General features: G+C 61.6%; 1 protein-coding gene. It reads left to right on the top strand.

What is annotated here, in order from left to right; all coding sequences use genetic code 11:
* The coding region (locus ACY1JZ_RS26010; protein WP_462631683.1) for a condensation domain-containing protein at nucleotides 1-750 on the top strand (750 nt) is incomplete at both ends.

The raw sequence follows: 750 nt of genomic DNA, 5'->3' as shown, positions 1-750 counted from the left end.
GCAGTATCTGCTGGAGGACAGGGAGCAGGGCTTCGATTTCAGCCAGGCGCCATTGATGCGCTTCGCGCTGATACGGAGGGACAAGCAGACGGTAAGCATGGTGTGGACGTTCCATCATTTGCTGCTGGACGGCTGGAGCAATCCGATTGTCATTCAGGAATTTTTTGCGCTGTATGAAGCGATCTGCAGCGGGCGCGAGCTGGAGCTGGCCTCAATCCGGCCATACCGGGACTACATCGGCTGGCTGCAGCAGCAGGACCGGCAGGCGGCAGCGGCCTTCTGGCAGTCGTATCTGTCGGAAGTGGAAGGGCCGACGGCGCTGCCATCAAGCGAGGTCAGAGGAGCCAAGGGCTTCGCGGAGGCTGCGCGGCCGCTGAGTGTGTCGGAGAGCGCACAGTTGAACCAATTCGCGCGATCGCATCAGCTCACGCTCAATACGCTGGTGCAGGGCGCATGGGCGCTGCTGCTGAGCCGCTGGAGCGGGGAAGCGGATGTCGTATTCGGAGCGACCGTATCTGGCCGTCCGGCTGAGCTGGAGGGCGTGGAGACAATGGTAGGGTTGTTCATCAATACGTTGCCGGTGCGGGTGCGGGTGAAGAGCGGAACGGATGTAGTGTCCTACCTGCGCGAGCTGCAGGAGGAGCAGTCGGCGAAGCAGGTGTATGAGTATGCGGCGCTCAGCGAGATACAGAGCTGGAGCGACGTACCGCAAGGCACGCCGCTGTTCGAGAGCCTGATTGTGTACGAGAA

This window comes from Paenibacillus sp. J5, from assembly GCF_054955055.1.
This window is presented reverse-complemented; position numbering and strand designations above follow the sequence as displayed.